At 54.3% G+C, this 24,654-nt stretch carries 25 protein-coding genes; 12 read left to right on the top strand and 13 right to left on the bottom strand.

Going from position 1 to position 24,654, the window contains the following annotated elements:
• Positions 1 to 21: 21 nt before the first annotated feature.
• From AC2FC2_RS01665 to AC2FC2_RS01650, 4 genes are all read left to right on the top strand, one after another.
• Positions 22 to 1,443 carry an MFS transporter gene (locus AC2FC2_RS01665; RefSeq protein WP_490658615.1) on the top strand — a complete coding sequence of 474 codons (1,422 nt, stop codon included), beginning with the start codon at positions 22 to 24 and terminating at the stop codon, positions 1,441 to 1,443.
• 63 nt (positions 1,444 to 1,506) lie between these two features.
• Positions 1,507 to 2,139, top strand: coding sequence for an FMN-binding negative transcriptional regulator (locus tag AC2FC2_RS01660; RefSeq protein ID WP_209632343.1), 633 nt, complete (start codon positions 1,507 to 1,509; stop codon positions 2,137 to 2,139).
• 38 nt (positions 2,140 to 2,177) lie between these two features.
• Positions 2,178 to 3,137 (top strand): DNA-binding protein YbiB, encoded by a 960-nt coding sequence (ybiB, locus tag AC2FC2_RS01655; RefSeq protein WP_490658614.1) that lies wholly within the window; start codon positions 2,178 to 2,180, stop codon positions 3,135 to 3,137.
• Positions 3,138 to 3,188: 51 nt separating this feature from the next.
• Positions 3,189 to 5,045 (top strand): M3 family metallopeptidase, encoded by a 1,857-nt coding sequence (locus tag AC2FC2_RS01650; RefSeq protein WP_209632345.1) that lies wholly within the window; start codon positions 3,189 to 3,191, stop codon positions 5,043 to 5,045.
• A 63-nt stretch (positions 5,046 to 5,108) separates the two neighbouring features.
• On the opposite strand, the gene bhsA is transcribed toward AC2FC2_RS01650, so the two are convergent.
• Complete coding sequence (bhsA, locus tag AC2FC2_RS01645; RefSeq protein ID WP_209632346.1) at positions 5,109 to 5,369, bottom strand: multiple stress resistance protein BhsA; 261 nt, start codon at positions 5,367 to 5,369, stop codon at positions 5,109 to 5,111.
• A gap of 165 nt (positions 5,370 to 5,534) precedes the next feature.
• Complete coding sequence (locus AC2FC2_RS01640; RefSeq protein ID WP_265556338.1) at positions 5,535 to 6,173, bottom strand: flavin reductase family protein; 639 nt, start codon at positions 6,171 to 6,173, stop codon at positions 5,535 to 5,537.
• A gap of 119 nt (positions 6,174 to 6,292) precedes the next feature.
• Between AC2FC2_RS01640 and rlmF the strand changes: the two genes are divergently transcribed.
• The 5 genes from rlmF to AC2FC2_RS01615 all read left to right on the top strand — a co-directional run bounded on the left by rlmF (position 6,293) and on the right by AC2FC2_RS01615 (position 11,266).
• Positions 6,293 to 7,258, top strand: coding sequence for a 23S rRNA (adenine(1618)-N(6))-methyltransferase RlmF (gene rlmF, locus AC2FC2_RS01635; protein ID WP_490658613.1), 966 nt, complete (start codon positions 6,293 to 6,295; stop codon positions 7,256 to 7,258).
• A gap of 304 nt (positions 7,259 to 7,562) precedes the next feature.
• The gene (locus tag AC2FC2_RS01630; protein ID WP_490658612.1) at positions 7,563 to 8,867 is read left to right on the top strand and encodes a methyl-accepting chemotaxis protein; all 1,305 of its coding nucleotides are present in this window, start codon (positions 7,563 to 7,565) and stop codon (positions 8,865 to 8,867) included.
• Positions 8,868 to 9,057: 190 nt separating this feature from the next.
• Positions 9,058 to 9,621: a TetR/AcrR family transcriptional regulator gene (locus AC2FC2_RS01625; RefSeq protein WP_209632350.1), complete on the top strand. Its 564-nt coding sequence runs from the start codon at positions 9,058 to 9,060 to the stop codon at positions 9,619 to 9,621.
• 11 nt (positions 9,622 to 9,632) lie between these two features.
• Entirely contained in the window at positions 9,633 to 10,262 is a 630-nt protein-coding gene (locus AC2FC2_RS01620; protein WP_265556340.1) for a GNAT family N-acetyltransferase, read from the top strand.
• Positions 10,259 to 11,266, top strand: coding sequence for an alpha/beta hydrolase family protein (locus tag AC2FC2_RS01615; RefSeq protein WP_490658611.1), 1,008 nt, complete (start codon positions 10,259 to 10,261; stop codon positions 11,264 to 11,266). Before AC2FC2_RS01620 ends, AC2FC2_RS01615 begins: the two co-directional genes overlap by 4 nt.
• Positions 11,267 to 11,272: 6 nt before the next feature.
• Here the strand turns inward: AC2FC2_RS01615 and ybiO are convergent, their stop codons facing one another.
• From ybiO to dps, 6 genes are all read right to left on the bottom strand, one after another.
• On the bottom strand, positions 11,273 to 13,492 hold the full coding sequence (gene ybiO / locus AC2FC2_RS01610) for a mechanosensitive channel protein (RefSeq protein ID WP_490658610.1): 2,220 nt from the start codon (positions 13,490 to 13,492) through the stop codon (positions 11,273 to 11,275).
• Positions 13,493 to 13,646: 154 nt separating this feature from the next.
• Entirely contained in the window at positions 13,647 to 14,369 is a 723-nt protein-coding gene (glnQ, locus tag AC2FC2_RS01605; protein WP_209632354.1) for a glutamine ABC transporter ATP-binding protein GlnQ, read from the bottom strand.
• A complete protein-coding gene (gene glnP / locus AC2FC2_RS01600) occupies positions 14,366 to 15,025 on the bottom strand; it encodes a glutamine ABC transporter permease GlnP (RefSeq protein ID WP_037425367.1) in 660 nt (219 codons plus the stop codon). The genes glnQ and glnP overlap by 4 nt, the downstream gene beginning before the upstream one ends.
• Positions 15,026 to 15,130: 105 nt before the next feature.
• Entirely contained in the window at positions 15,131 to 15,874 is a 744-nt protein-coding gene (gene glnH / locus AC2FC2_RS01595) for a glutamine ABC transporter substrate-binding protein GlnH (protein WP_209632355.1), read from the bottom strand.
• A 349-nt stretch (positions 15,875 to 16,223) separates the two neighbouring features.
• Positions 16,224 to 16,490 (bottom strand): DksA/TraR family C4-type zinc finger protein, encoded by a 267-nt coding sequence (locus tag AC2FC2_RS01590; protein WP_209632356.1) that lies wholly within the window; start codon positions 16,488 to 16,490, stop codon positions 16,224 to 16,226.
• A 162-nt stretch (positions 16,491 to 16,652) separates the two neighbouring features.
• On the bottom strand, positions 16,653 to 17,156 hold the full coding sequence (gene dps, locus AC2FC2_RS01585) for a DNA starvation/stationary phase protection protein Dps (RefSeq protein WP_209632357.1): 504 nt from the start codon (positions 17,154 to 17,156) through the stop codon (positions 16,653 to 16,655).
• Between the two features lie 394 nt (positions 17,157 to 17,550).
• Here dps and AC2FC2_RS01580 point away from each other — a divergent pair, with 394 nt between their 5' ends.
• Positions 17,551 to 18,087 (top strand): P-loop NTPase family protein, encoded by a 537-nt coding sequence (locus AC2FC2_RS01580; RefSeq protein WP_490658609.1) that lies wholly within the window; start codon positions 17,551 to 17,553, stop codon positions 18,085 to 18,087.
• 81 nt (positions 18,088 to 18,168) lie between these two features.
• Here AC2FC2_RS01580 and nanQ read toward each other — a convergent pair whose 3' ends face one another.
• Complete coding sequence (gene nanQ, locus AC2FC2_RS01575; RefSeq protein WP_490658608.1) at positions 18,169 to 18,636, bottom strand: N-acetylneuraminate anomerase; 468 nt, start codon at positions 18,634 to 18,636, stop codon at positions 18,169 to 18,171.
• Between the two features lie 146 nt (positions 18,637 to 18,782).
• Positions 18,783 to 19,670, bottom strand: coding sequence for a threonine/homoserine exporter RhtA (gene rhtA, locus AC2FC2_RS01570; protein ID WP_209632360.1), 888 nt, complete (start codon positions 19,668 to 19,670; stop codon positions 18,783 to 18,785).
• Positions 19,671 to 20,068: 398 nt separating this feature from the next.
• Here rhtA and ompX point away from each other — a divergent pair, with 398 nt between their 5' ends.
• Positions 20,069 to 20,587: an outer membrane protein OmpX gene (gene ompX, locus AC2FC2_RS01565; protein WP_209632361.1), complete on the top strand. Its 519-nt coding sequence runs from the start codon at positions 20,069 to 20,071 to the stop codon at positions 20,585 to 20,587.
• 101 nt (positions 20,588 to 20,688) lie between these two features.
• On the opposite strand, the gene AC2FC2_RS01560 is transcribed toward ompX, so the two are convergent.
• Positions 20,689 to 21,672 carry a nitrilase family protein gene (locus AC2FC2_RS01560; RefSeq protein WP_404760041.1) on the bottom strand — a complete coding sequence of 328 codons (984 nt, stop codon included), beginning with the start codon at positions 21,670 to 21,672 and terminating at the stop codon, positions 20,689 to 20,691.
• Between the two features lie 94 nt (positions 21,673 to 21,766).
• On the opposite strand from AC2FC2_RS01560, the gene AC2FC2_RS01555 reads away from it, so the two are divergent.
• Positions 21,767 to 22,642: a LysR family transcriptional regulator gene (locus tag AC2FC2_RS01555; RefSeq protein ID WP_209632363.1), complete on the top strand. Its 876-nt coding sequence runs from the start codon at positions 21,767 to 21,769 to the stop codon at positions 22,640 to 22,642.
• A 9-nt stretch (positions 22,643 to 22,651) separates the two neighbouring features.
• Here the strand turns inward: AC2FC2_RS01555 and AC2FC2_RS01550 are convergent, their stop codons facing one another.
• Positions 22,652 to 23,182: a GNAT family N-acetyltransferase gene (locus AC2FC2_RS01550; RefSeq protein ID WP_265556346.1), complete on the bottom strand. Its 531-nt coding sequence runs from the start codon at positions 23,180 to 23,182 to the stop codon at positions 22,652 to 22,654.
• A 51-nt stretch (positions 23,183 to 23,233) separates the two neighbouring features.
• Positions 23,234 to 24,604, bottom strand: a complete 1,371-nt coding sequence (locus AC2FC2_RS01545; RefSeq protein WP_265556347.1) for a GntP family transporter — start codon at positions 24,602 to 24,604, stop codon at positions 23,234 to 23,236.
• Between the last annotated feature and the right edge of the window lie 50 nt (positions 24,605 to 24,654).

Raw genomic sequence — 24,654 nt, 5'->3', positions numbered from 1 at the left:
TCTCAATATTTGGAGGCATTTATGGAACAGTCATTAGCGGAGGGTGATCGTCGCCTGGTGGGGTTGCCCGTGTTGCTGTTGGGGGGCTTTGTCACCGTATTCGACCTGTTCGTAGTGAACGTGGCTGCGCCCGTCATTCAGCAGCAGTTCGCCGCTGATTTTGCCGGTGTCGGGCTGATTATTGCCGGCTATGAGCTGGCATTTGGCGTGTTATTGATTGCAGGCGGGCGTTTGGGGGATCGTTTCGGGCGACGCCGGATGTTCAGTCTGGGCATGCTGGGGTTTACGCTGGCGTCGGCACTGTGTGGCTTGGCGACGTCTCTGGCCATGTTGATCGCAGCGCGTTTTTTGCAAGGGGCGATGGCGGCACTGTTGTTTCCGCAGATCTATGCGCTGCTGCGTGTGCTGTACGGCCCACATCAACGGCGGCGCGCTTTTGCCTGGTTAGGAATGACGCTGGGGCTGGCGGCCATTTTGGGGCAGATCTTCGGTGGATTTATTATTGAAGCCAATATTTTCGGTAGCGGCTGGCGCATGATCTTTCTGATTAATTTGCCGATCGGTGCATTGGCGATCTTGGCGGCGCGGAGTCTCCCAGAATCACGTCTCGAACAGGCTCAGCGGTTGGATGGCATGGGATTACTGCTGGCCGCGACAGGGTTGTTATTGCTGTTAGTTCCGCTGTTGGAGGGACCATCGCGTGGTTGGCCTTGGTGGATATTGCCGGTATTGGCACTGGGTTTGGGGGTGCTATGGGCCTTTATACGCTGGGAACGTCAACTGTCGATGCGTTCCGGCGATGCGGTACTGGATCCGGCGCTGCTTCGTCAGGGGAGTTTTACCCCGGGTGTGGTGGTGGTGCTGGCGATTTACTCTACGGCTTCCTCCTTCTTTTTGTGTTTTGCCCTGTTGTTGCAATCGGGAATGGGCCTGACGCCGTTTCAGGCGGGAAGCCTGTTTGCACCCGCCAGCGTGGCATTTATGCTGGCCTCATTCCTCGCACCGACGTTTGTGCAGCGCTGGGGGAATGGGGTTCTGGCGTTTGGCGTGGTGATCTATGCAACCGGAATGGCGCTGTTGGTGGTGCAAGTGGTGTGGGGAGCGGCGTTGGCGCAACCATTGTGGCTCCTGCCGGGGCTGGTGATCCTGGGTTTTGGTCAGGCGATGAGTATGACGCCATTACTTAATCTGGTACTGGGGCTGGCCAAAGAAGAGCAGGCCGGCATGGCTGCGGGGGTGATTTCCACCGTGCAGCAGATTGGTGGTGCAATGGGGATTGCCGCCAGCGGCGCGTTTTTTATCCCCCTGTTGGTGGGGGACGCTGGTGCAGAACGCTATGGGCAGGCGTTTGCCGGAGCGATGATCTACAACCTGTTGGCCATGCTTGTCGCCTTTGGGTTGTTAAGGTGGATCATTCAACAACAGCGCAAAGTGGCTCTTTAATCAACGGTCGTCGGGTGCTATTGCTATCTCATCATTCCATTGCGCTGAAGGAAGCCTGACACCATGTATCAACCCGCCTCATTCCGTGATGACTGTCTGGAGAGCCACATTGCGCTGGTGCGTGCCAACCCGCTGGGGATGCTCATTAGCCATGGAGACCAGGGCCTGGTGGTGGACCCGTTGCCGTTCTTGATTGATGCGGATGAACAGGGCCACGTGCATCTGCGGGCGCACCTGTCCCGCGCCAACCCACACTGGCCATTGTTGCAGGCCGTGCAGGAATGTCTGGTGGTATTTCAGGGGCTACAGGGCTATATCTCGCCGGGTTGGTATGAAACCAAACGGCAAACCGGTAAAGCCGTGCCGACCTGGAATTACAGCGTGGTGCAACTGCGAGGTGTGCCGCGAGTGACAGAGGACGCAGGCTGGCTGCGGCAACAGTTGGACGGATTAACGGCGCTGCAAGAGGGCCGTCAACCTGAGCCCTGGCATAGGGAAGATGCACCTGCCAATTATATCGCTGCGCAGATGAAGGGCATTGTCGGTATTGAAATCACAGTGACCCACCGGGAAGGTAAATGGAAGATGAGCCAGAACCGCAGCGCCGAAGACGTTGACGGGGTTGTCGCTGCATTGCGTGCCGGTGACGTTGCCCAACAGCAACTGGCGGATGAGGTTGAGCGGCGGCGTGGATAAGGTATGCTAATCCCAGACTGAATTAGGGGATGCAGGCGATGGATTACACCAAAATTATCAAAGAAATAGGCCGTGGCAAGAACCACGCACGCGATCTCGACCGGGACACTGCCTTTCAGCTCTATCAAAAGATGCTGGCCGGTGAAGTGGGCGAACTGGAGCTGGGCGGTATCTTGATCGCCCTGCGCATTAAAGGGGAAGCCGAAGAGGAAATGATCGGTTTTTATCAGGCCATGCAGCAACAGGTGATGCATTTGCAGGCACCGCAAGGGCGACCGATGCCAGTGGTGTTGCCCAGCTATAATGGTGCGCGTAAACAGGCGAACCTGACGCCACTATTGGCGCTGCTACTGACGCGCGTTGGCCTGCCGGTGGTGGTACATGGCGTGTTGGATGACAGCACCCGCGTGACCAGCGCCGACACCTTTACATTGCTGGGCCTGCCCTGGTCGCAAGAGGCTGCCCATGCCCAACACCGCCTCGATAAGGGGGAAACGGTATTTATCCCGGTTTCTGCCTTGTCAGCGCCCCTGGAGCGTCAACTGGGTATGCGCTGGCGCATGGGGGTGCGCAACAGCGCCCATACGCTAGCCAAACTGGCGGCGCCGTTTGCCGAGCAGGACGTGTTGCGTATCGCCAGTGTGTCGCACCCTGAGTACGTTGGCCGTGTGGCGTCATTCTTCCGCCAGATTGGGGCGCGTGGGTTACTGATGCACGGCACCGAAGGTGAAGCCTATGCCAACCCGCAGCGTTGCCCGCAGATTCATTACATTGTCGACGGTGAGCAGCAGGTGCTGCTAGAGCGTCCGGTGCAGGATGAAACGCCTGATTTACCGGCAGCGAAAGATGCAGAGACCACGGCACGTTGGACAGAACGTTGCCTGGCGGGTGACATTGCGATCCCGTTGGCGATCCAGCGCCAAATTGCCTGTTGCCTGGTAGCAACCGGTGAAGCAGACACCCTGGAACAGGGATTGGAACGTTTACGCGACGCGTAAATCCATTGGCTATACTGGAACATTTCGCAAATCGGCTCTGAAAGGATGGTTATGCAACAGGCTCTCGATTACTTCAATCAATTGAATCAGGATTACCTTGACGTTCACCGCACCAAAGAAGATCTGTTCTGGCAGAATTATATGGGCATGGGCGGTGATGACGTTTCCGCGCGTTTCTCTGCAGCGGAGAGCGCCTACAAGCGCTTTATCGCCGAGCCGCGTCGGTTGGCTGAGATTCGTCAGTTGCTGGCGGGGCTGGAGATTTTGCCGCAGGATGCGCAGCGTGATGCTCTGCAACATGGGTTGAACGGTTGGCTGCGGTTTTTTGATTGCAACGCGATTGAAGATGCCGACGCCCAGACACTGTTGGACCAAATTATCAGCGCCGAGGCGGATCTTTATACCCGACGCAAGAGCAATCCGGTTAGCCATCTGAATGCGGCTGGGCAGCGGGTGAACGCCTCGCTCGGTGAACTGCTGACCAACCAGGCCACCAATGAAAACGAAGAATACCGCCGCAGTTCACAAAACGCGTTGCGCGAGCTGGAGCAATGGCTACTGCATAATGGTTTGCCGGAGCTGATTAGCCTGCGCAATCGCTTTGCGCGCCAGATGGGTTTTCGTAACTACTTTGACTACAAGGTGAATAAAACCGAGCGTATGACGCCGGAGCAGTTGTTCGCCATTTTGGATCGTTTCGAACAGCAAACCCGCGAAGCGAACTCACGCAGCTTGCAGCAGTTGGCCGCGGAAAAAGGCGAGCAAGCGTTAGAACCCTGGAATGTGCGCTTTGCCAGCGCGGGTGACGTGACCCGCCAACTGGATCCTTACTTTCCATTTGCGCAGTCGCTTGAGCGTTGGATCAACAGTTTTAAACGTCTGCATATTGGGTTCCGCGGTGCGCAAATGGATCTCGATCTGTTGGTACGCCAGGGCAAATATGAAAATGGTTTTATGCATGGCCCGGTGCCGCCGTTCATTCAAGAGGGGAAATGGCTACCGGCACGCATTAACTTCACCAGCCTGGCGCAGCCGGACCAGGTGGGTAGCGGTGCTCATGGTTTGAATACGTTGTTCCACGAAGGCGGCCACGCGGCGCACTTTGCCAATATTTGCCAGAATGCCCCCTGTTTCTCACAAGAGTTTCCGCCGACCTCGATGGCCTATGCTGAAACCCAGTCGATGTTTTGCGACAGCCTGCTGGACGACGCCGACTGGTTGAAGCGCTATGCGAAAAATGCCGCCGGTGAACCGGTGCCGGATGCATTAATTGAGGCCAGCATCGCCGCACGTCAACCGATGCGCGCGTTCAATGAACGCCATATTCTGCTGGTGCCTTACTTTGAGTGGGCGTTGTATCAGTGGGATGACGAACAGCGCACGCCAGAAGCGATCACCGCGTTGGCACGTGAAGTTGAACGTAAGATTCTGGGCATTAGCGGTAGCCCGCGCCCAACGTTGGCCATCCCACACTTGTTGTCTCTGGAGTCGGCGTGTTCCTATCAAGGTTATCTGCTGGCGCTAATGGCCGTTGAACAGACGCGCCAATTTTTCCTGCAGCGTGACGGCTATCTTACTGACAACCCGGCTATTGGACCGGATCTGGCGCGTCACTATTGGCTACCGGGAAACAGCGTGAGCCATGACGATACGTTGCGCAGCCTGACTGGGGAAGGCTTTAACCCCGATTATCTGGCGCAGTCTTGTAACCAGACGGTGGCTCAGGCATGGCAGGATGCGCGCCAGACGATTGCCGATGCTGCTACGCGGCCTCAACCCGCAGCGGATTTTGATCTGGCGGCGCATATCCGCGTGGTGGATGGTGAGCAAGTACTGGCGGACAACGCGGAAGGCGATGAGAAGATGTGTCGTGATTTCGCCGCGGCGATAAACGCACGCCTGGCCTGACGACCATGAAAAAAGCCCGCCGATAGCGCGTATCGGCGGGCTTTTTTATTTCTAATCGGTCGATCAGTTATAGATGACAGCCGTGGCATGCATCAGGTTGTTGCCGCTGGTGGAGGTAATGGTGAAGGCCTTGGCACCTGCTGCATCGGCTTTGGCGGAGAGCTGGGCTTTCAAGCTGCTCAGATCGGTAGCACCACTGGCGGTGATCACACCGGCTTTTTCAAACTGGACGGCGTCCTGTGCGCTAACGTGTTCTGCAGCAAAAGATGTGAAAGAAACCGCAGTAAGAGCGATAGCAGCAGCAAAAGTTTTGATGTTTTTCATGGTAGTCATTCCTGTCAATTTTATAAGGGTGAAAGGGGTTTGCCTTTCGATGGAATGATTATTGCGCAGTGACAGGCAGGATGAAATCGGAGAGTATTGATAATCTTTTTCAGATTTTTTGATTGTTAATTGACCCTCTCTCCAAACGGAGAAAGGGTGGCTTGTTCAGCGCTTTTGCGCGTCCGGGCGAATCATATCGAAACGGTGTTGTTCCGAGATACCATAGTAAGCCGTGGGGCCTCCCGCACGCAGGATCGGTTCGGCAGCCGCGGTCTGATAGATGCCGTGCTCGTCCAGCAAGCCAGGATCGATATGCACGGCAACCACTTCCCCCAGTACCAACCAGGTGTCTACCTTTTCCCCGGCAGCACTTTGCAATTGAATACATTGTGACAGACGGCATTCAAAGTTGACCGGGCTTTCCGCTACCCGTTCAGCCTTTACCCGGCGGCTGGCTAACGGCGTCACGCCGGCAAAGGCAAATTCGTCTTCACCCCGTGCCAGGCTGGCAGAACTGTTATTCATGGCATCGGCAAGTGGGCGTGTCGCCAGATTCCAGACAAATTCGCCTGTTTCGACAATATTTGCGACGCTGTCTTTCCAGCCACTGCTGGCAAAGCCAACGATCGGCGGGCGGTAGTTGAAACAGTTAAAAAAGCTATAGGGCGCCAGATTACGTTGGCCGGCAGCGCTGATTGATGAGATCCAGCCGATCGGACGTGGGCCGATGATGGCGTTCAGCGGATCGTGTGGCAGCCCGTGGCCTGCGGCGGGTTCATAATAATAACGAGACTCACTGCTCATAAGTGACCTGTCATGAGATAAGAGAGCTTTTATTCTGACGTGTTTCCCGCCAGCTGCAAGTTTAGCGGCGCTTTATGGTATCTTACGCGCCAGAAATACCTTTAAGAGAGCCCGTCACGGTGGAAAAAAAGAAAACCTTCCCGCAGCAGAAAAGCGGCCTGCACCCGCGTAACCGTCATCGCTCACGCTATGATTTCCCTGCACTGATCGCCAGTTGCTCGGCATTGGAGCCGTTCGTCAAGCCGAACGCCTGGGGGGATATCTCAGTGGATTTTGCCGATCCGGCAGCGGTTAAAATGCTCAACCGTGCGTTGCTGCAACATTTTTATGGTATCGAGCATTGGGATATTCCAGCCGACTACCTTTGCCCTCCGATCCCTGGTCGCGCAGATTACCTGCACCACTTGGCGGACTTGCTGGCAACCAGTAACGGTGGCGAAATCCCGCGCGGTAAAGGTGTGGCGATCCTTGACGTAGGTATTGGTGCCAACTGTATCTATCCGATCGTTGGCCTGCGCGAGTACGGCTGGCGCTTTACCGGATCTGAGATCGACCCCGTGTCACTTAATTCGGCCAAAATGATCGTCGAGATGAACCCAACGCTGAGAAACAGCGTGCGCCTGCGTTTGCAAAAACAGCCGGAATTCATCTTTAACGGTATTATCGGTGTGGCAGAGAAGTTTGACGCTACGCTGTGTAACCCACCGTTCCACGGTTCTGAACAAGAAGCGCATGCGAGTACCCGCCGCAAACTGCACAAGCTGGGCAAAGGCGAGGTGGCGGACAAGCCGGTGCAGAACTTTGGCGGTAAAAATAATGAACTGTGGTGTGAAGGGGGCGAAGAAGCCTTTGTGCGTAAAATGGTCGAGGAAAGCGTCAGCAAGGCGCAGAATTGCCTGTGGTTTACGTCGTTGATTTCTAAAAACACGACGTTGCCGTCGATTTACCATGCGTTAAAATTGGCGGGTGCCGCCGAAGTCCGCACCATTGAGATGGCGCAGGGACAAAAGATCAGCCGTTTTGTGGCCTGGACCTTCCACGACGCAGAACAACAAGCCGCGTGGGCGGCAGAACGCTGGCGTTAATTCCCCGGGTGCCGGTTTTGTCGCCGGCGCCAATAAAACTTCGCGTTTCCCTTTCAATTTCTTCAACTTGCGTTATTCTCAATGCAGTTCTTTGTAATAAAAATCCTAATTTAATTATTTATTCAAAAAATAATAATCACATAACTAAATTGATGTTTTTAACTCGGTTACTATCGTCTATCCGGGGAAATTAGGCTCGCCTGTTTCTCAGGGTGTTGCACGTCTGTGTGTGGGCGCAGCGTGCTAGAAAATAAAATGAAAAGCGTTTTCTCGCTAAATCATCTGCCAGAAGGACACCCACATTATGCTGTTACGATTCAGTCAGTTAAATACCCACTGCCGCGCTGAGTTGAGTGCGATAGAAAATGCCGTTGCCATGATTGTATTTAAACCTGATGGCACTGTGCTGCGCGCCAATGATTTATTTTTACAGACCATGGGATTCCAGCGGCAGGAGGTGATTGGCCAGCATCACCGTATTTTTTGTGACCCGCAATATGTCGTAAGTTCTGCCTATCTCAAACATTGGGATATGTTAAATAATGGCAAGCCGATCACGGATAATATAAAACGCATTCGCAAAGACGGTGAAACGGTGTGGTTGCAGGGCACCTATGCACCGGTCTTAAACAAGAAAGGCCAGGTGGTGGAGATCGTCAAGATCGCCAGCGTAGTGACGGAGCGCATTACTCAGGCGCAGGAACATCAGAGTTTATTGGCGGCGTTAAATCGTTCCATGGCGATGATCACGTTCAACGCGCAGGGAACGATCCTCGACGCCAACGACAATATGTTGAAGGTCATTGGCTATCGGCTGGAAGAAGCGCGCGGGCAGTCACACGCGGTGCTTTGCACGCCGGAGTTTGCTGCCTCCGATGATTATCGCCAACACTGGCAGCGACTGTCTCGCGGTGAGTTTATCACCGGGCGCTTTGAACGCGTCAACCGCCGTGGGGACAGGGTATGGCTGGAAGCCAGTTATAATCCGATCCTCGACGGAAATGGGCGGTTGGTGAAGGTTGTAAAAATCGCTCAAGACATCACCCGACTCATGATGCAACAGCAGCATGAAGAGGAGATGGTACGCAACGTGCACCATTTGTCGTTGGATACTGACCGGCAGGCATCGCAGGGCGCGCTCATCGTTCAGCAGGCGGTGGAAGGCATGCGGCAGGTTGAGGCGGCAGCGCGTCAAACGTCTGATGTGATCAGTGAATTGGGCCAGTGCTCACAGCAAATTGGTACCATTGTTGAGGCTATCCGTAAAATCGCTTCCCAAACAAACCTGTTGGCGATCAACGCGTCGATTGAGGCCGCACATGCGGGCGAGCACGGGCGGGGTTTCGCCGTGGTGGCCAATGAAGTGCGCACGCTGGCAGAGCAATCGCGTAAGGCGGCGACGGAGATAGAGCGAATGACCAAATCCATTCAGCACGGCGTGGCAGCGGCGATTGCCGGCATGGCAACCTGCGTGGATCAGGCTGGTGGTGGGGTGACTCTGACGCACGACGCCGGGGAAGTGATCAATCAGGTGAACGTTGGCATGCAGGACGTGGTGAAACTGATGCAGGCCTTCACCTCGGTTAAACAAGAGGGTGCACTGCACTGATCGTCTCTACGCTAACCCTGGGCAACGGGGTTAGCGCCTTCCTCGCTTTACCCTTCTGCGGGTTGTTTATCTTTGGTTCAAACTCGTCGGTTTGACATTCTGTATGCTGCCATTAAAAGTGAACGAACGTTCGTTCACTTGCGTAATAAATTGAATGTCGCTAGCCACCTTTCAACCGCGAGACAGGCTCATGGGAAACCGAGAAAAAATTGTTGATGCCGCATTGCACAGCTTTACCCATAAGGGTTTTCACCAGACCAGTATGCGAGATATCGCACAGGCCGCGGGTGTCAGCGTGGGTAACCTTTACAACCATTTTGCCGGTAAGGACGCCTTGATCGGTGAAATAGCGCTTCTGGAGAATGCGTTCTTCACGGAGTTCGCCGCACGGTTGGTTGAGGGTAAACACCGGCCCCGGCAGGCGCTGTCCGACTTTTTCACCGCTTATCATGTTTTTGTCTCATCACCGGACAGCGTTCAGTTGGCGACGGAAATCGTGGCGGAGGTTGCCCGCAATGCCACTTTGGCGGAGAAGTTTGATGCCAACCAGCAGCAACTGACGGAGGCGCTGGTGCAGGTTATCGTCCTGGCGCAGCGAGCTGGCGAGATTGCGGCGGCGTTAAATCCGCACGAGCTTGCCCAACTGATTCTGGACGTGATTGAAAGCCAGGCCCTGCGGCAGGCGATTTTCCCGCGCAAGGCGCCGACGGTGGCGAATCACTTGCTGGAACAGTTGATTTTCACGCAAGCGTAATGGGGCGAAAAATGCTTGATATACAACCTTACCGTGAATCCTGTCGCTTGCAGACGGCTGCGCTGATTTACGCTGCCTTTGACGACAAATTCCAACGCCAGTGCGGGTTGGGCGCACGCCAACAATGGCGGTTGTTTTACTGGCTATGGAGCTGGAATCAAAGCAACAGCCAAGAGCACAGCTTTGTCGTTCGGCGAGCGGGTAAGGTGGTGGCAGCATTTGGGCTCAAGTCTGCGGGGCGGTTGGGCAATTGTGCCTTGAGGGCGCGTCCGTTGCCGATACTGGGGTTGTGCCGTCGTTATGGCATGCTGAACTTTTGGCGTATGTACCTGCAAATCGCGTTCTTACAGCACGCGCCTGCCGCCGGTGAACTCTATCTCTCCTACCTAGCGGTAGATGAAAAGCTGCGGGGCAAAGGCGTGGGAAAAATGTTGATCGAATGGATAACGGACTATGCAGCGGCACAGCAGCCTAACCGTTGGTTGCGTTTGCACGTGAGCCAACAAAATATCGGCGCACGGCGTCTGTATCAACAATGTGGTTTCAACATGGGTCGGCGGGAGAGACACGCTTCACTGTGGTGGCTGTTTCGCCAGGCAAACTGGTTGCTAATGGAAAAGCGCATCGGGGAAATGCGGTGAAAAAAATAGCCGTTTGTTTACTGGTGTTGTTTGTCGTGGCGTCAGGCTGGGTCCTCTACGCCAACGACTATCAATATGTCACCGAGCCGGTTCGGTTGACCGCCGGTGGCAACGCCCTTGCCGGTACGCTGGTGCTGCCGAAAAACGTGCACGGAAAGCCGGGCGTGATTGTCTTTGTTCATGGTGATGGCCCTGCCAATGCCAGCCGTGACGAAGGTTACTACGGCATTTGGGAGACCATGGCCGAACAGGGTTATGCCGTTTTATCTTTTGATAAACCGGGCATCGGCGGCTCTTCCGGCAACTGGTTGCACCAAACCATGGACGACCGGGCAAAAGAAACGGCGGACATTATTGACTGGGCCAGAAAAGACGGGCGCTTTAACCCGCACTGCGTCGGGTTATGGGGGGCAAGCCAGGCGGGGTGGGTGATGCCGGACGTTGCACGGCGGCGACCCGATATCGCTTTTACGCTGGTGATGTCTCCGGCGATCAACTGGCTAACACAGGGGCGATACAACACCCGAGCGGAAATGGAGGCGGCGGGTGATGATGAGCAACGCATTCAGGAGCGCGAAGCTCAAGAGAGGCACGTATTATCCCTGCTGAAACAGCCGGACGGCTACACGCAATACCTCCGTGAATATGGTGAGGCGGCGACGTTAAGTGCGGATCGTTGGCAGTTTATTCGTGCCAACATGGCCAGTGACGCCAGGGTGGGGCTGAGAAATTACAAAACACCGGTACACCTGATGGTGGGCGGACGCGACATCAATGTTGATGCGAACGAGACTGAACGCGTCTACCGGCAAGTCGTCCCCGCCGACCTGCTGACGGTGACGCGAATCGAACAGGCTGACCATGCCATGGTCAAACCGCTGTTTGTCCGTTACCCGTCGTTGATCAACATCATCGGCCTGTTTGCGCCGCGATCGATACAATTTGACGCTTATCAGCAGGATGTGGCGGCCTTCCTGGCCGCCCACCCCTGCACGACGCGGTGATGCTTGTCAGGGCGCTGCCGGTTGTGGTCCCGCGTTAGGCGCATAGGACAGCTGCATCGCCTGCTGTGGCATGGTGATGCCCGCCCGTTCGAAATGCATCTTCACCAACCGATCGAGGGCGTATTGCACGACCCACTGTTTCAGCGCCTGAGTGCGTAGGGTGACCCGGGTAGTGAAAGAGCGATCGCCCAGCGCCACCACGCCGTTGAACACCGGTTCGCCAATCAGAAAGTGCTTCACCTGCTCATCCTGTTTCAGCGCGGCGACGGCCTGATGCAGCACGTCGTGGACACGATCAATATCTTCATCACGGCTCACGGTGTAATTGGCTCGGTAGACGCCAAACTCGCGGGCGTAGTTCGCCAATGTGGTGATCGAAGAGAAGGGGACAATGTGGTAAACACCATAATCGTCCCGCAGGCCAATTGAGCGGATAGTCATGCGCTCCACCGTGCCGGTAATGCCGCTGACGGTGACATATTCACCGGTATTCATGCCGTTCTCAAACTGGATGAAGACACCGGTAATCACGTCTTTCACCAGCGTTTGTGCACCAAAACTGATGGCGAGGCCGAGCGCCCCGGCACCCGCCAGCAGGGGCGCAATGTTAATGCCGACCTGCGACAGCACGATCATGATGGTAATGGTGCTGATCACGATCGCCAGAACGTTACGAAACAGCGTCAACAGGGTGCGCTCGCGTGCGCTTGGGCGAATGCCATTGCTCAACTCCAGCGCCAGCCGGTGCTCGATGACGCTGGCCATCAACGTCCAACTGAAGACGGCAATGACCAGAATCAGCAGAATATGCATCAGCCCGCCAATCACCTTTCCACCGTTGTCGCTGCTCGCCCATTGATACAGGTTGATCAGGTGCCAGGCGTCGAACAGGAACAGCGTCACGGCCAAAACCACCATGACCCGCAAGATTTTCAATCCGTTTGGGATGTAGGCGTTAATGCGTCTTTCCAGCATGGGGTAACGCAGATTAACGTCGGCCGGCAGTGAGATGCGGCGAAAAATCCAGCGAGTTAACATGCCTGAAAGTAAGGCCCCTAAGCCGATCACCAGCAGGCTTTTCACCGTTGCCGTCATCATAAAGCGCAGGCTGTTGCCGATATCAAATTGTGAAAGCACGAACAGCACCAGGAAATAGGCGATCGCCAACAGGTGCCAGACGTGCCCAAGGCCGCGAAGAATTACGCTAAAGAACGCCATCGAACGTTCTGCCAGCAGGTTAATTTGGTGCTGTATCGGTTTGCGGTTGTGCAAGATCAACGCGACGGCATACAGCGTCAAAGCCAGCATCACCGCCAGATTGACCGCGGCCGCGGCCGGGTAGCTGATTTGTACCGCCACGACGGGCACCACAACCATCAGGCCGTAGCCGATCAGACCGCTGAGCCAGGCGAGGCGCGTATTCCAGTAGTGGGCCGAGGTGTCGCTGAACGGGAAAGGGCGCAGGTAATCAAAGTTGGGGGCAAAGATCAGCCGGAGTACCGCTTTGAAGAATTCAATCACCGCAAAGGCACTCAGAAACAGCGTTTGCAGACGCATGATGGTGGCGCTATCGGCATTAACATGGCGAGCGAACAGGTTGCCCGCTGCAAGCGCCAGCAGTAATACCAGCAGATCGACGGCAAAGGCACCGAGGATGGCGACGGGGCGTTTATACCAAGGGCCGTGTTGGACCCTGGCGTTGTGGCCCCAGTTGCCCATGTGCTTATACAGGGGGGCGATCAGACGGCGGATCAGATGGAACAGGGCAAAAGTGACCGCCACTGTCAGCAGGAAATAGCCCAGGGCGCGAAAAAAACTGTCGGCATTAAACGTGCGTTTGGGGCCGGAGTCGATCAGCTTTTGTAGCGAATTCAACCTTTGGTTGAGGGTACTGATGCCAGCCTGTGCCAAATTGCTCAGGTTATCGCTCAGCGTGTCGGCGGCTTCCGGCGTGTCGGTTTGCGGCTGGGTTGCGGCGGATTCACCGGCCTGCTGTCTCAGGTGACTGATCAGCCCAGCACGGGCTTTGTCATCTTGCAGAATATCTGCCAGCGCGGCGTAAGACGCTTTCTGTTGTTCAGTTTGGTCACCAGGAGCGGCATTTTGTGGGGGTTGCGCTATCGCTCGTGGAGAGGCTACAGCGACTGTCAGCAGCAATAACAATGGGAATAAACGTAAATGTTCTCGCAGATGAGAACCGAATCGGGAGTATGCGGTTGTGGGCATTGATCCTCTCTTGGGGCTCTGTAAATCGGCGGATTAAATACAAATGCTATAAAAAACAAACAACATAGTAGGAAATGAAGAGAGATTAAGAGTGGGAACGCGTGCTAAATAGAAACGGCGGGCGCAGAGTGCGCCCGCCGCTGAGCAGGGTAAATCAGGAAACGTGTTGCAGGAACTCGCGTAGGCGAGGGCTTGGCGGATGGTTAATCAACGCGTGCGGATTGCCGTCTTCTGCAATCCTGCCTTTGTCGATAAAGATCAGGCGCGACGCCACTTTTTCGGCAAAGCCGACTTCGTGGGTGACGATCACCATGGTCATGCCTTCTTCCGCCAAATCCTGCATGACTTTCAGCACTTCATGGCGCAGTTCTGGATCGAGCGCCGAGGTAGGTTCATCAAACAGCATCATTTTCGGCTTTACGGCCAGCGCGCGGGCGATCGCTACGCGCTGTTGCTGGCCACCGGACAGTTCGGAAGGATAATGATGTGCGCGCTCGGCCAGACCAACCTTGGCCAGCAGTTCACGTGCCAGCTTTTCTGCGTCTGATTTTTTCAAACCGCGTACGCGGATTGGGCCAAAGGCAACGTTTTCCAATGCCGTCAGGTGCGGGAACAGGTAAAACTGCTGGAACACCATGCCGGCTTCCTGACGGATCAGGCGATCGTCAACTTTAGGATCGTTGGCTTTCAGGCCGTCGACGAAGAGATCGCCACTGGTGATCTCTTCGAGCTTGTTGATGCAACGCAGCAGGGTCGACTTACCGGAGCCAGAAGGGCCGATAATCACCACGACCTCACCTTTTTCGATCTTCAAATCGATATTATGCAGCACTTGGGTTTGGCCAAAATGCTTGGAGACGTTTTTAAATTCAATCACAGGATTTTCATCCTTCTTTCCAGACGACGCAGAACGAAGCTCAGCACCAGGGTAATAATCAGATAAATAACCGCTACGGCGCTCCAGATTTCCAGCGCACGGAAGTTACCGGCAATAATTTCCTGCCCTTGACGGGTCAGTTCCGCCACGCCGATCACGATGAACAGCGAGGTGTCTTTGATGCTGATGATCCACTGGTTACCCAGCGGCGGCAGCATACGCCGCAGCGCCAGCGGCATGATGACATAGCGGATGGTTTCACGCCGTGACAGGCCGAGCGCCAGGCCTGCTTCACGGAAGCCGTTATGGATCGACAGCACCGCACCGCGGGTAATTTCCGCAATATAGGCGCCGGAGTTGATCATAATGGTGACCACTGCCGCACTGAAGGGATCGATACGTAAATCATTGAACGCCATCGGCAGGGCGAAGTAGATGAACATGACCTGCACCACGATCGGCGTGCCGCGGATAACTTCAATGAATACCAAGGCGACGTGATTGGCAATCCAACCGCCATAGGTACGAGCAAAACCGGCAACAAGGCCGATGATCAGGCCGCCAACAAGACCGAGGACCGAAATCCACAGGGTCATTTTGGCGCCTTCTAACAGGATAGGGATGGCGGGCCAGATGGCGCTCCAGTCGAACTGCATGGTTTTTTCTCCCGGTGATCCCAAACGTGGGAATCAGATACAACAAAGCGCAGGGGCTAAGACACCACCCCTGTGCTTAAGTGAATCAGTGACTGACTTCATCCGTTATTTAGGTTCGGTACCGAACCATTTTTTGTAGATTTCGTTGTAAGTGCCGTTTTCGCGCAGGGTTTTCAGTGCGCCATTGACCTTCACGCGCAGCTCGTCACTGCCTTTAGGGAAGGCGATGCCGTATTGCTGAGCTTCCAGTGAGTCGCCAACGGTTTTGAACTTACCGGCACCGGCAGTCTTAATGAAGTACAGGATGTTTGGTGTGTCGTGCAGTACGGCATCAGCGCGCTTGGTGCCCAGTTCCATATAGGCGTTATCGATGTTCGGGAACTGACGCAGATCTTTGGTTTTGATGTGTTGTTTGGCGTAATCCACGGAGCCGGTGCCGCTCTTCACCGCTACCACTTTACCGTTCAGATCATCGATGCCTTTGATGCTGTTGTCGTTGGCATTCACCATCACCAGCAGACCGCTTTTGTAGTAGCCGTCAGAGAATTCGATGGCTTTTTTACGCTCGTCGGTAATGGTGATACCGGCCAGCGCCAGGTCGATATTTTTGGTTTGCAGAGCAGGGATGATGCCGCTGAAATCCATAGGTTTCAGGGTGTAGTCCAGTTTCAGCTCTTTGGCGATAGCGGCCCACAGGTCGATATCGAAACCAACGTATTGATCACCTTGCTTGAACTCAAATGGAACGAATGCGGTGTCGGTGGCGACGACCAGTTTGTCTGCTGCGTGGGAGCTTACGGCAAAGGCCAACGAAAGTGCGGCCAGGGAGACTTTAAAAATTGACTTCATGAGAGGAATTTCCTGTACAGGTTGCGGATTACCCATTTTTTATATTGCAGTTGGTGCCATGAAAAAATCGTGCCATGTTTACAACTACTATAAAAACAAAGAGTTGTGGTGTGATGTTGTGTCTGAAGGTCGAATTATTATTTATATGCACCAAATAGAGGCACCAAAATGGTGCTGATGGCTGTCTGTTGGTGCATTGGTCTATCATTAACCAAATAATGGGGGTGAAACAACCGATAGTTAACGGTTTAGCTTCAATATTGATAACTAACTCTAACTTTTATGCCGCAAAGTGGTTTCATCTGGTGCAAGAGTGTTCAGTAAGAGCGATCGGTGGACACAATTGGCGTTACCGCAGCTGGCTGTCTTTACTGCCGCGGCGGTTATACAGGCTGCTGGCTGCCTGTTTTTTATCCATCTCGGTTTGGCAGGCAAGACAATAGCGCACGCCTTTTAGCGCTTGCTGGCGTGCCAATGGAATTTCTTCTCCGCATTCCTGACAATAATGCGCACTTTCGCCATGACCCAGTGCCTGCCTTGCACGCTGCACTGCATCATCTAGGGTGGAATCAATTTGATCCTGTACGGCGCCGTCTGACGCCCATCCGCTTGCCATGATGGCCTCACATTGACAGAGCCGCTACGCCCTCAATGTATTTACTATGGGCGATTTTTTGAGCAATTCAAGCGGCGTAAATAAAAGAAAAACAGGCTGGGGCAAAGCCCGCAGCCTGTTCAGGCCCGCTACGCGGGCCGTAATTGTCGATTTTTAAGTGGCTTATTCTATGTTGGATTCGATAAACCACAGGAACTTGTCCAGATCTCGGGATGCTGCAGTAAACATATCGGCAGTATCTTCGTCTTCGACCTCTGTGATGGCTTTGCGAATGTCATTTGCGACGTCGCCGTAACGATCGGCCAGCGCTTTCAGGTGTTCCTGAACGCTATGAATGTTGGTTGGATAGCTTTTCAGTGGGGTTTTATCGTTTACCACCTGGACTGTACCCAAGGCTACGCCGCCCAATTGCACGATACGTTCGGCAAAAGTGTCCTGGTGATCGATGATCGCAGTGCGGAACCCGTCGAGCATTTCATGCACGGCAATAAAGTTAGCACCACGCATGTTCCAGTGGGCCTGTTTGGTGATCAACGACAGGTCAATAAACTGGATAACCTGACGGTTCAACGCCTTGATGGCCTCCAGCTTGGTTTTTTCGTCCATATCATTACGTGTATAAAGCAGGTCAGAAGATTTCGTTTTAACCAGTTTAGCGGTACTCATATCAGATATCCTCTTGATGGGTTATTGTCCTATTTTTTCCACGAGAGAAATTATAGCAGTGATGACGTATTTTGCAGGGGGAAAATAACGATGGAATAAATAGGTTTTAACGAATTGAATATTAACCTTAAGCGGGGTAGACTTAATTTGTTAATGTGTTTTTTATTTTAATGCGTTGTAATGTATGTGAAATATTTTTACTCGCTTCTGTTTTTAGTTACGCCATGCAATTATTTTAAAATCGGTTGTATCTCCGCGATAATTTTCATTCTCAATGCCGACGTTTTCGGGTTAATGAGCCAGTTTGCTATCAATAAAATGGCCGTTAATTCATATTGATAGGCTAATCGTATCTGGCTAAAATATTCTGCCTTAATTACAGAGCTGTACGCGTATGAAAATCAATGTCGTTGGAATCAGTGGCAGTGGCAAAAGCACGCTAGCACGTCAGTTGGCTGAAAAGCTTGTGCTGCCTTACATCGAGCTTGATACACTGTTTTGGCGTTCTGACTGGCAAGGTACACCCGATGACGTGTTTATCGCGCGAGTAACGCAGGCGTTGGCTGTGGCGGAAAGCGGGTGGGTACTCGACGGCAATTATAGTCGAACGAAAGCGGTAAAATGGGATAGCGTTGATTGGGTCGTGTGGGTGGACTACGGGTTCTGCCGTACACTGTACCAGGCCGTTCGTCGTGCCTTCACCCGCGCATGGCTAGGCACCGAGCTGTGGCCAGGTACGGGAAACCGCGAAAGCTTTCGTCGGTCTTTTTTCAGTCGAGAGTCAATCGTTCTGTGGACCATTAAAACCTACCGTAAAAACCGTCGCGGCTACCTTGCCGACATGAACAATAGCCAGTACCAACATATCCGCTTTATCCGTTTGCGTTCGCCGGGGCAGACCAAAAGCTTTATTCGCAACTTGCCCCTTTAAATGCCGCCATTGCAGCAAACGAATGCGCGGGTTTTCGCGAATAGAACGTGGCCAGAACCAACGCAGTCGGCCAGCCATTGATTAGATCAGCAGCGTGTAATGCACCCTCACCACCGCTTTTTTGATCGGTGTTGGTGCGTTCAACTGACAGCCGGTCTTATGCGGTTCATGGGGAAAGAATAGCGCATACGCGCCGGGGAACATGGCGAGTGTTTGGCGGTGGCGTCTGATGCTCACACGATGGGTATCCTGAGCATCGTCATAGGGTAACTCGCTTTGCCAATCGCCGGGCATACCATAATCAATGCGCTCTTCACCGCTGATGAGTAAATGAATGTCGGCATAGTTATGGTGAAGCTTTGCATGCTGAGTTTCCGCTAATCCTGTGGTTAACGTCATTACGTCCATAAAGATCTTGTCACCCTCTATGTCATGCCGTCCCAATGTCAGGGCAGGCAGGTCATATTGACGAAGCGCGGTGAGGGTCTTGATCAAAACAGGTGACAGCCCACGCCCGTAGCGTGGGTTAAACAGCGTGTTATAAATCACTTTAATTCTCCATGTGGTAAACCCTGCTGGGTTTGGTTCCATAAACGCGTGGGGGGACTGCGGGGAAAAGTATGCCTGCTTACCTGTGCGAAAACAGTTAACCCGCCTGCATTCCGCTGTTGGAAAATGCAGGCGGTTGTTGATTTTTAAGACAAGCTCTCGATCTGTGGTTTTGGCTTGATGGTCAGGGTCGCCCCCATTGAGGCCGCAATGATTGCACCTAACGCCAACCACTGCACCGTAGTCAGGTGTTCGTTGAGGAACAACATCCCCGACAGTGCTGCCAGCGCGGGCTCAAGACTCATCAAGGTGCCGAAGGTGCGAGCCGGGAGCCTGGGTAACGCGATAATCTCCAACGAATAAGGCAGCGCGGTGGATAAGATTGCCACGGCCAATGCAATGGGCAGAATATCGATGTTCAGTAGCGCGCTACCTGCTTGCCAGGCCCCTATTGGGCAGAATACCGCCGCAGCGATCAGCGACCCGACCGCCACGGTCCCAGGGCCGTGGTCACCCCCCGCTTTCTGGCCGCAGATAATGTAGACCGCCCAGCAGGCACCTGCGCCTAATGCGCAGGCGGCACCTAAGGGATCGATACTCTCTATGTTATGGCCCAGTGGCAGCAAGAACCAGAGCCCGGCCACCGCCAGTATGACCCATAAAAAATCGATCGCGCGGCGTGAGGAGAACATGGCGACCGCCAAGGGGCCGGTGAACTCCAACGCGACGGCGATACCCAGTGGCAGGGTGCGCAAAGAAAGATAAAACAGATAATTCATCGCCCCCAATGTCAGGCCATAGATGAACAAGGGCAGGCGGCTACCGGCGGCAAAGCGCATGCGCCATGGGCGGAAGATAATAAACAGGATCAGTGTGCCAATACTCAAGCGCAACGTGGTGATGCCTTCTGCACCGACCAATGGAAACAGGCTTTTGGCCAACGACGCACCGGTCTGGATAGACACCATGGCGATGATGAGCAAGCAGATAGGCAGCAGCGTGGAAGACGCTTTAGCAGTTGCAGACGAGGACATCCTTTAGAGCCTTTTATGCGTTTCCCACCAGGTGGGAAGACTATCGATATTCGGATGACGGCAGTGTAAATGAAATGAGGTAAATGTGTCTGAGAAATGCGTATGCAACGGAGAAAAGTGCCAGCTCTGGGGTTAGATGCTGGTTCTTTTGCGCATAAAATGCGCATTTTTTAGGAATCGTCTGGATATTAAATAGGTGATTGTTGTCACAGAAACGAGTAGAATACGGCCCGAAAATAGAGCGAAAAGAAGAAGATACACTGTTCTTGAAATCTAATGTTACACGATATAAAGCATTAGACACTCATTTTAAGGCAGAGTTTCACGCTAATTTTTGCTATATTTTCAATGCATGAACAAATGGATTTACTTAAAAATATAACGCGTTTGAGGTGGTTATGAAAAAAATTGCATGTCTTTCCGCAGTAGCAGCCTGTGTATTAGCAGTAACCGCAGGTACCGCATTCGCTGGTCAGAGCACCGTATCCGCTGGCTATGCGCAGGGTGATCTCCAAGGCGTTGCTAACAAAGCCGACGGTTTCAACCTGAAGTATCGTTACGAGTTCGATAACAACCCACTGGGTGTGATCGGTTCCTTTACCCACGTGGAAAAGAACGGTTCTGAGAACGGTTACTACGGTAAATCACAGTACGATTCTATCACTGCCGGTCCAGCTTACCGCTTCAACGACTGGGCAAGCATCTACGGTGTGATCGGTGTTGGCTACGGCAAAAACATCGACAACGCTCAGAACGGCACTGACCGTAACGGCAACAGCGACTACGGCTTCACCTACGGTGCTGGCCTGCAGTTCAACCCAATCCAGGACGTTGCTCTGGATGTAGGTTACGAGCAGAGCCGTATCCGCAGTGTTGACGTTGGTATCTGGAGCGTTGGCGTAGGCTACCGTTTCTAAGACTTCTCCATGCCTACGGGCATGAGCATGTGGCGCAATTGGCCGCATCAGATAAAAATCCGCCTTCGGGCGGATTTTTTTTACCTGTTGTTCGGGTTGGGTTACTTACCCAGTTTCTGCCCCGGCTCTGATGAAAAGCGCGCACTGCGGGCATCACGTTCGTAACCTTGGGGTTGCGTGAGTATTTCATACAGTGCAGGCCGGCGGCCATGGATCCAACGGCGTCCGGTGCTGAGCGGGATAAGGGAAAGATCGAGTTCGGCTATAACCATTTTATTTTCGGCTACCCAGGTTTCTGCCAGAATACGGCCGTAAGGGTCGAGAATCATCGCGTTGCCAGTGCGCACTTCGTCATCATCACGCCCCACACCGTTGCTAAATAAAACAAACAGGCCATTGTCATGCGCGCGCGCCGGTAACCAGCGTAGCAACCAACCACGGCCATGTTCACCACGGAAAGCCGCTTCTATCGCCGCTGGGTTTTCCAGTCGCTGTTGCCAAAGCTCCAGTGGGATCGGCTTCATACCGTGCGGACTGCGTGAATGGGTACCGCCCGTTTGGTGCGGCGCCAATAATACCTCTGCGCCTAACAGTGCCGTCGCACGTACGTTTTCCACCAGGTTATTGTCCCAGCAGATGAGTACCCCCATCCGCACACCCCATGGCGTATCAAAAACGGTAAAACTGTCGCCGCTGGCTATGGCTGGATGCTCAAAGGCATGCAGTTTGCGGTGAACGTGAAGTGTGCCGTCAGGCAAGCAGACGGCGTAAGCGTTGTAATACTTACCCTCTTCGCCCTGTTCAATCAGCCCGACGCCGATTGCCATGTTGTAGCGTTCTGCCAGTGGACGGATTCGCGCCAGGGAAGGGCTGGTGGCTATCGGCTCCGCCAGCGCGGCGATTTCGCCGTCACTGAGGTGACGTACATGCCAATAGCCGGTAATGCACATTTCTGGAAAGACCAGTACCTGAATGTGTTCGGTAGCGGCTTGGGCGATAAAGCCTTCAATCACTGACAGGTTGTAGTTTTTATCGTTGGCACGATGGTGGAATTGCACCGTGGCGGCGCGCAGAGAGGTGGTCATAGGGTTACCTTTTCGCTGTTGTCTTGCGTTGATTACAGCAAAGTGATTGATTACGGTATAATCAATTAAATTCTTTATTTGATAACCTAGTGGAATGGATATTCGACAATTACGTGCCTTTGTGGTGCTGGCAGAGCAAGGCAACTATCGCCTGGCGGCGGAGTTGCTCTGCATTACCCAACCGGCACTGAGCAAACAGATTCAGGCATTGGAGGCGTTGCTCGGTGCCCGCCTGTTTAACCGGGGGCGTCAAGGGGCGCAGCTGACTGCCAGCGGGCAACGGCTTTATCCTGAAGCGCAGACGCTGGTTGGGCAGCATATGCACTTTCAACAGCGTGCATTACGCGTGGTGAAGGGAGAGGCAGGGCGCTTGGCCATTGGGTTTGGCTTGTCCAGCTTTCATCTGGCACCGCAACTGGTCGCGTCTTTCCGCGGGCGCTTTCCCGAGGTTGCCGTAGGGTTGGAAGACTTGCCTTCTGAACGGCAATATCAGCTGTTATTGCACGGCGAGCTGCAGATCGGGTTTGTGCGGTTGCCTGTCAGTGCGCCATTGCAGGCAAGCGCATTGCTGCGCGATCGGCTTGTGTTGGCAGCACCGACGGCCCTGGGGCTGCGGACAGAGACGCTGATGAAGCAGTTCAATACGTTGCCATTATTGCAGCTAACGCCAAAACGTGGGCGGGGTTTGAGCGATCAGTCGCTCCGTTTTATTGCCGCTAATCAACTGGCCCCGAACGTAGTACAGCAGGCAGGTGATATCCAGACGTTGCTGGCCCTGGTGGCTGCCGGTATCGGTGTTGCCCTATTGCCGCACAGTGTCACGCATATTGCACCGGCAGGTATCGATATCCTGCCGTTAAGCGGCGAACAAACCGAATGGCAAGTCGGCATTGCCTGGAATCCGCAGCAGCCTGATGCGCTGCGGGACAACTTTATCCAGGTTGCGTTGGCGGCTGCGCCGGTGGAATAACCGCCGGTGTCATAACGGGCAGTGCATCACCAGTATCGGGTTCTGATGGTATTCACTGCGGTGACTTTCGCTAAAGCCAACTTTCTTTGCCAGTGCCACTGAGGGTTGGTTTTCCGGTGAGATAATGCACACCGCCTTATCCCCCGGTAAATGCGTTTTCCCCCAGGCCAGTGCGGCACGCAGTGCTTCGGTCGCATAGCCTTTGCCGTGGGCTGCCGTCACCAGTGTCCAGCCCATTTCGGGGGCGTCGAGCGCCGGAGTGATATCACGTTGGAAGTCGGAGAAACCGATACCGCCCAGGTAGGCACCGCTGATTTTATCTCGCACCGCCCAGTAGCCATAACCCAGCAGAGCCCAGTGGCCGGCGTAGCGCATCAGACGTCCCCAGGAGTCTTCTCTGTCCCTCGGTGTACCACCGATATAACGCACGACATCAGGATCGGCCCACATGGCGGCCAGCGAGTCAAAGTCGGCTAGCGTATGTGCATCAAGGCATAAGCGTTCGGTGAGTAACTGGGGTGCGGTCGTAATAAGGGTCATTATTTTTTCCTGCACAGAGCCAAAGACGGTCTGTGCAGTATGCCAGAGAAATTACACGACCAGCCACAGTAACCAGGTGAACAGGAAACCGCTGAGACCGAGAATCGTGGTTAACACTGTCCAGGTTTTCAGTCCGTCGGCGACGGAGAGACCAAGGTATTTGGTGACAATCCAGAAGCCGGAGTCATTCACATGCGATAACCCCAACCCGCCGAAACAGGTTGCCAGCGTCACCAGGACCAGCTGCAGTGGGTTCAAGCCGCTCACTGCTTCTGATAGCAAGCCGCCGGTGGTCAGGATAGCGACAGTGGCGGACCCCTGCGAGGCGCGCAGGGCGAGAGAGATGATGAATGCGGCGGGGATCAGCGGCAGCCCGATCGTGGTCAAAACGTCCGCCAATGCCTTGCCCACGCCGGATTCCACTAAAACCTTGCCGAACACGCCGCCAGCGCCGGTCACCAGAATCACCACGGCAGCGGTCGGCAGTGCTCCTCCCATGACGTCGCTGGTGTGTTGCAGGCTCCAGCCACGGCGTATCGCCAGAAAATAGAATGCCAGTAGCAGGGCGATCATCAGCGCGACCGCGGGAGAACCGATCAGCGACAGAGTGTCGCGCAGTGCCAAGCCCGGTTCGAGCAGCGTGGCGGAAACGGTACCCAGCATGATAATGGCAATGGGGATGACGATCAGCGCGGCGACCAGCCCGGCACTTGGCGGGTTAATGCGATCGCTTAACGGTGCTTTGCCTTCCGGTGCGGGTTCCGGGGCTGCTAACTGCAACTGTTCCAGTACCTCAATCGACAACGGATAGCTTTTGCGATTCAGCCGGTTGGCGGTGAAGTAGCCGATAATGCCCACCGGAATACAAATGGCGAGGCCAAGGATAGTCAGCCAGCCGATGTCTGCATTCAATAACCCGGCAGCAGCTACCGGACCGGGATGTGGCGGCAAGGCAACGTGTACTGTCAGCATCACGCCGGCCATGGGCAGGCCGAATTTCAACGGGGAAACTTTAGCGACCTTGGCAAAACCGTAGATGATAGGGGCCAGGATAATAAAGCCGACGTCGAAAAAGACCGGGATGCCAAGAATAAACGCAGCAATGGTCAGTGCGGCAATCGTACGCTTCGGTCCCAACGCTTTACTGAATCGTTGGGCCAGCGACTCAGCGCCACCGGAGTGTTCGATCATTCTGCCGAGCATGGCGCCAAGGCCAATAATGATGGTCACCGACCCCAGCACGCCGCCCATTCCGGCGGTCATGACTTTCATCACTTCACCGGTCGGGATGCCACTGGCCAGTGCCACCAGCAAGCTTACGACCAGCAGGGCGACAAACGGCTGGATCTTGGCTTTGATCACCATTAACAAGAGCAGCACGACACCGAATACGGCAATCATCAAAAGCATAGAGGTAGACATGGGATAGCCTTTAATTGGGTAAGCGTCAGGCACCGCGATCGCCGGTAGCG

The sequence above is a fragment of the Serratia sp. CoH_122_TC_1 genome (genome assembly GCF_058191755.1).
This window is presented reverse-complemented; position numbering and strand designations above follow the sequence as displayed.

Bases quoted from the DNA above. Each gene is read 5' to 3' on its own strand.
- AC2FC2_RS01665 (WP_490658615.1), top strand. From the start codon at position 22: ATGGAACAGTCATTAGCGGAGGGTGATCGTCGCCTGGTGGGGTTGCCC.
- AC2FC2_RS01660 (WP_209632343.1), top strand. From the start codon at position 1,507: ATGTATCAACCCGCCTCATTCCGTGATGACTGTCTGGAGAGCCACATT.
- ybiB (WP_490658614.1), top strand. From the start codon at position 2,178: ATGGATTACACCAAAATTATCAAAGAAATAGGCCGTGGCAAGAACCAC.
- AC2FC2_RS01650 (WP_209632345.1), top strand. From the start codon at position 3,189: ATGCAACAGGCTCTCGATTACTTCAATCAATTGAATCAGGATTACCTT.
- bhsA (WP_209632346.1), bottom strand. From the start codon at position 5,369: ATGAAAAACATCAAAACTTTTGCTGCTGCTATCGCTCTTACTGCGGTT.
- AC2FC2_RS01640 (WP_265556338.1), bottom strand. From the start codon at position 6,173: ATGAGCAGTGAGTCTCGTTATTATTATGAACCCGCCGCAGGCCACGGG.
- AC2FC2_RS01630 (WP_490658612.1), top strand. From the start codon at position 7,563: ATGCTGTTACGATTCAGTCAGTTAAATACCCACTGCCGCGCTGAGTTG.
- AC2FC2_RS01625 (WP_209632350.1), top strand. From the start codon at position 9,058: ATGGGAAACCGAGAAAAAATTGTTGATGCCGCATTGCACAGCTTTACC.
- AC2FC2_RS01620 (WP_265556340.1), top strand. From the start codon at position 9,633: ATGCTTGATATACAACCTTACCGTGAATCCTGTCGCTTGCAGACGGCT.
- ybiO (WP_490658610.1), bottom strand. From the start codon at position 13,492: ATGCCCACAACCGCATACTCCCGATTCGGTTCTCATCTGCGAGAACAT.
- glnP (WP_037425367.1), bottom strand. From the start codon at position 15,025: ATGCAGTTCGACTGGAGCGCCATCTGGCCCGCCATCCCTATCCTGTTA.
- glnH (WP_209632355.1), bottom strand. From the start codon at position 15,874: ATGAAGTCAATTTTTAAAGTCTCCCTGGCCGCACTTTCGTTGGCCTTT.
- AC2FC2_RS01590 (WP_209632356.1), bottom strand. From the start codon at position 16,490: ATGGCAAGCGGATGGGCGTCAGACGGCGCCGTACAGGATCAAATTGAT.
- dps (WP_209632357.1), bottom strand. From the start codon at position 17,156: ATGAGTACCGCTAAACTGGTTAAAACGAAATCTTCTGACCTGCTTTAT.
- AC2FC2_RS01580 (WP_490658609.1), top strand. From the start codon at position 17,551: ATGAAAATCAATGTCGTTGGAATCAGTGGCAGTGGCAAAAGCACGCTA.
- rhtA (WP_209632360.1), bottom strand. From the start codon at position 19,670: ATGTCCTCGTCTGCAACTGCTAAAGCGTCTTCCACGCTGCTGCCTATC.
- ompX (WP_209632361.1), top strand. From the start codon at position 20,069: ATGAAAAAAATTGCATGTCTTTCCGCAGTAGCAGCCTGTGTATTAGCA.
- AC2FC2_RS01560 (WP_404760041.1), bottom strand. From the start codon at position 21,672: ATGACCACCTCTCTGCGCGCCGCCACGGTGCAATTCCACCATCGTGCC.
- AC2FC2_RS01555 (WP_209632363.1), top strand. From the start codon at position 21,767: ATGGATATTCGACAATTACGTGCCTTTGTGGTGCTGGCAGAGCAAGGC.
- AC2FC2_RS01550 (WP_265556346.1), bottom strand. From the start codon at position 23,182: ATGACCCTTATTACGACCGCACCCCAGTTACTCACCGAACGCTTATGC.
- AC2FC2_RS01545 (WP_265556347.1), bottom strand. From the start codon at position 24,604: ATGTCTACCTCTATGCTTTTGATGATTGCCGTATTCGGTGTCGTGCTG.